The organism is Azospirillum sp. SYSU D00513 (assembly GCF_017356015.1).
Classification (GTDB): Bacteria; Pseudomonadota; Alphaproteobacteria; order Azospirillales; family Azospirillaceae; genus Azospirillum.
Genome location: NZ_JAFIQV010000097.1, coordinates 1 through 4,347 on the forward strand (window position 1 = coordinate 1; position 4,347 = coordinate 4,347).

A 4,347-nucleotide genomic window follows, 5' to 3' on the forward strand; every position below is an offset into this window, starting at 1 on the left:
GCCGTCATGTTCGGTGAGCGGTTCACAAAGGCCATGAGCGCCTGAAACTGAAATCGCCCCCGCCGAGCACGAAATTCCGGATAGTCCCGGTAGCGGATCCAGAGACCTCGTTCACCGGCGACGGTGCTTATGATCGCACAGCCGTCCACGCGACCGTGCACGAGCGACACCCCGAAGCCGCGGTCGTGACGCCGCCTCGGGCTGATGCCGTTCTCAGCGACACGGCCGCCACAGCGCCCACTCAGCGCGACCGCCACATCCCCAGGCGATCGCCGTGACCGGCCGCATGGCTTGACAGCGGGACAGCGCGTACAACCGAAGAGCCCGCGTGGAGGGCCAGATCGGGCGCTGGAAGCAGGTCATCGGTGATGGACTGCGTTCCCATACCGACAAGGCGCAGGTCACAGAGGTCGCCATCGCCGCAGAGGTGCTCAACCGCATGCTCGACCTTGGACGCCCGGAGTCCGTCCGTGTCGCCTGATCATTGGCGTGGGATAGGGCGCGTGTAACTCCCACTCCCTCCGTGCAACACGCCGACCGAGGGTGTCACGCAGTAAAGTTGGGTTTGAGCTACTTTGTGGCATCACTCTTCTGTGCCTCTCTGAGATTATTTTCTCACGCGCACATACCCGTTTTCGAACGGCCGAAATAGCGCTGGTTACATGTTTGGAGACGCAAACACGCCCAGGACATTAGCAACGGCGAAGCAGAAAAAGCCAATCAAATCCGACATTATTGCGTGATACCCTCCAATGCATATAGGCACAAAACAAGTGAATCAGTCGTCTTGCGCTTTGTCATTGCCAGGTATTAGGAACTCGGCGACCCGTACCGCAGTAAGTATAAAAACGCCAAGTCCGAATGCTACTAATGCAAGAAAAATCTGCCCAGCGCCGGCTGCGATTCCAATGGCCGTTGCCAGCCAGATATTAGCAGCTGATGTTAGGTTATGGACGTTTCCTTTGGATACGAAGATCACGCCCGCAGCTATGAAACCGATTGCCTGCGCTAAACCTTGTATAACGCGCAGCGGATCGAGATCCGAGCTTCCCACGTCCTGCAATTCGTTGTAGAGCATGAGCGCGGATAATGTGATTACCGCAGAACTTAGGCTGACCATCGCGTGCGTTCGAATTCCCGCGGCCCTGCCACGGACTTCGCGGTCCATCCCTAACATTAGCCCGAGGGCGCTCGCTAAACTCAGTCGGAGCAAGATGTCGACGGCTGTTAGATCTCCCTGCGGCATTAGCAGGTCCATATTGCCTCCTTCTGATATCAGCATGGTCACGTACAGCAATCTATCGTGTGCCGGAGACTACATTATAGCGTAATATTATAGACTTTCCTAGAGGCTGTTAGGGTCTGCATTTGCAGCATAACCGCAATGAAGTCGGATTTTGTCTTTCTTATCATAGTAGATCTCCTTCTTCTGCCGGCTGGGAGGCAAAGTCTACGCTTACGGCTCGGCCTGGTGGAGAGAGTGCGCATTACAGCAAGTCCCTACCAAGTCGATCGCGATTGTGTTTGATCATCAGGTCCCGGACAACCTAGAGGGCACAGGCGCCGAGAGACGATTCACAGGACCTATATTTAAAGCATTAACCGGCCTAGGTTTTCCTGAACATATCTGAATGAGTCTGCGCAGTAGGAACGGTTCGGGCCCTGTGGGTGCTGCGTACAGATCAAAGTCCAGGCGAATATCTCCCTTTTTTATTCAGCTGTGGACAAGCCATTCATACGCCAGCCATAATCTCGGAGGGGCAAGCCCAAGTTGCCGAGCAGCATGACCGCTATCTTGCGCGCGCAATAGCTTCCCCGATGATCACAGCCGCGCCTTGAGCGTCCAACCATCGAGTTTCAGACACCCACTTCATTGGCGCTGCGGAATCCTTGTAGTGCCGGAAAAATTTACAGATACGCTTTATCATGGGGGCTGGCAATTCCTGATATGACCATGTGTTTGCATAGGTTGGACTAAGAGAAGACACTGGCACAGCAATGATTTTGGGGTCGTCTCCCTTCTCATCGGTCATGAGAAGCGCGCCGACAGGGCGTACTCGGATCAATACACCGGGGATAAGTGACGGCTGACCGACTATCAGTACGTCTAAAGGATCGCCATCAGGCGCGCACGTACTAGGAATAAAGCCGTAATTTCCTGGATAACATATTGAAGAGGGCAAAAACCGATCCACACGCAACACATCTAATGCGCTGTCATATTCATATTTGACTGGTCCGCTGCCCTGGCCTATTTCGATAATCGCATCCAGGTCCCAGGGCGGCGACCGTCCGGCTGAAATCCTATTGAGCGTCATAGCGATCTCTTTACTGTTCTAGTGTTAGTATCATTGCAATGACGCGAATGCAAATGATATGCTTTATTCTATAGGCTTCGAGGGCGTCACGCAGTAACGTCGGGTTTGAGCCACTTTGTTGATATCGCGCCTCCGTGCTGCTCTGAGTTGATCGCCTTCTCCTCACATATGCATTTTTCAAAAGGCTGATCCATCGCTTGTCGCCTGTTTGAGATCGCAAATAAGCTTTGAAGGCGCTGGCAGAGGCGAAGCAAAGAAATTCGTTCAAATCCGACGTTATAGCGTGGCACCCTCGAACAGAGAGGTTGGAGGAGAACATGACGATGATGACCAGCCTTCGCCGGCCCGTTGTGCTGATTCCGGCAAACAGCCCCCGTCGGTTGCGAAGGCAATTGACGATGTGATGGCACAACAGGTAGGACCGGGATCGACGAAACCCGCCTGCAACAGCGAGCTGGTGAGCTCAACAGCGTGATTGGGTGTCGATCCGCGGATCCTATCAAGGCCAGCAGTCCTCGGGCTGCGCCAGTAGGCCGAATAGATGGCAGCAACCGACCCGGGTCCTGACGTTGAAAAATGCTCTTGCAGGGTGAGGGCCGTCCATAGATGGTGCATGAAACGGGTTTGGTGCACGGATGGCGGTTGCCCGGTCAGGTGGGGTCGGGGAGAAGGCGAACCTCTTGCTAATCGCCTCGCCTGAGCATGCCGCATCCTGTACCAAACCTGCAAGTCGCTGCCAATCCCGCATTCGCGCACCTCGCTGGCTGACGCACCTGGAATTAGAAAAGCAATCCCCCCAGCAAGGCCAGGAGAATGAAACCGACAAGGCCGGAAACAAAAATCCAGCGCCGACGTGGCGTGTTTAGCACGATTTCGCCTTGGCGGGCCTGCTCTCCGGAAACGATAATGGGCTTATCACGATTCCGATGCGCGAAAGAGCTTTTGTCGGGCATGATAGCCTCCTTGCCGACTGTGATCTGTTCGGGAAACAGGTTCCTCAGCGAAGGGTTGCGCCGAACCATTCATCAAAAAATGTAGCGGGGGCGAAAGCCCAGGCACTCACGTTTGAGCGACGCGCTGGCGAATGATGTCGGGCAGGTAAGGAAGGTGTTTGCTATCCGGCCGGGTGCTGTCAGGCCGGCGCTCGGTCCGGCATGGCAGGTTGTGTGGCATGAGCAAGGGGTCCAACCCCTACCGCGGCTTCCGTTTTTCCGGCCGCGATGATCGGCGAAGCCGAATGGCTGTACCACTGCTTCAGCTTGAGCCTGCGTGAGTGACCTTGGCGCATAAATCGGACGTGGACTGGCGAGGAACTCGCCATCCTCATCGAACCCGCCGAGCGCCGCGCCATCGAAAAGGAAAAGGAGAACGGAATCGAAAAGGGCACCGCCCGACCGGCGATGCCCCCAATCTTCCGCGCTTCTTCGGCGCCGGGAGCGGCGCCTGGCGCGGTTTACTGCGTGCCCTGGAATTCCGGCAGCTGCGAAACCTGCTCCAGCAATATTACCGCCAACAGTATGAGCACCGTCCAGACAGCAACCCGCTCGCTCTGGGTGCGGCGCTCCCAACGGTTCAGCATGAGGCGGATGCTCTGCGGATGCAAATGCATACCGCCTTCGGCACTCTGGGTCACGGCGCGCTCGATTTCGTGGACGAGGTGCGGCAGGCGGCGGATCGTGGTGACCGCCCCTTCCAGGTCGTCGAGGATCTGCGCCTCGGGGCCGCGGTTCTCGCGCATCCACTCCTCGATCAGCGGGCGGGCCAGCTCCCACATGTTGATGTTGGGGTTCAGGATGCGCCCGACGCCCTCGGCGGTCAGCATGCTCTTCTGGAGCAGCAGCAGCTGCGGCTGCGTCTCCATCTCGAACTGCTCGGTCACGGCGAAGAGCTGGGCCAGCAGCCGCCCGACCGAGATCTCGTTCAGGGGCTTGTTCTGGAGCGGCTCGCCGATGGCGCGGCAGGCCTGGGTGAAGATCTCGATGGACTGGTGGCGCGGCACGTAGCCGGCCTCGAAATGCACCTGCGCCAC

5 protein-coding genes and 1 pseudogene are annotated in these 4,347 nt (G+C 57.0%); 1 reads left to right on the forward strand and 5 read right to left on the reverse strand.

What is annotated here, in order from left to right:
* Positions 1 to 257 (reverse strand): hypothetical protein (locus tag JUB11_RS32250; protein WP_207462905.1); only part of this gene is annotated, 257 nt, incomplete at its 3' end.
* A 71-nt stretch (positions 258 to 328) separates the two neighbouring features.
* Between JUB11_RS32250 and JUB11_RS32255 the strand changes: the two genes are divergently transcribed.
* A complete protein-coding gene (locus JUB11_RS32255; protein ID WP_207462906.1) occupies positions 329 to 481 on the forward strand; it encodes a hypothetical protein in 153 nt (50 codons plus the stop codon).
* 297 nt (positions 482 to 778) lie between these two features.
* Here the strand turns inward: JUB11_RS32255 and JUB11_RS32260 are convergent, their stop codons facing one another.
* The 4 genes and pseudogenes from JUB11_RS32260 to JUB11_RS32275 all read right to left on the reverse strand — a co-directional run.
* Complete coding sequence (locus JUB11_RS32260) at positions 779 to 1,282, reverse strand: MgtC/SapB family protein (RefSeq protein WP_247887479.1); 504 nt, start codon at positions 1,280 to 1,282, stop codon at positions 779 to 781.
* 508 nt (positions 1,283 to 1,790) lie between these two features.
* Positions 1,791 to 2,318: an inorganic diphosphatase gene (locus tag JUB11_RS32265; RefSeq protein ID WP_207462907.1), complete on the reverse strand. Its 528-nt coding sequence runs from the start codon at positions 2,316 to 2,318 to the stop codon at positions 1,791 to 1,793.
* Positions 2,319 to 3,097: 779 nt separating this feature from the next.
* Positions 3,098 to 3,271 carry a hypothetical protein gene (locus tag JUB11_RS32270; protein ID WP_207462908.1) on the reverse strand — a complete coding sequence of 58 codons (174 nt, stop codon included), beginning with the start codon at positions 3,269 to 3,271 and terminating at the stop codon, positions 3,098 to 3,100.
* Between the two features lie 500 nt (positions 3,272 to 3,771).
* Positions 3,772 to 4,347 (reverse strand): annotated as a pseudogene (locus tag JUB11_RS32275) (2-polyprenylphenol 6-hydroxylase); the annotation flags it as partial.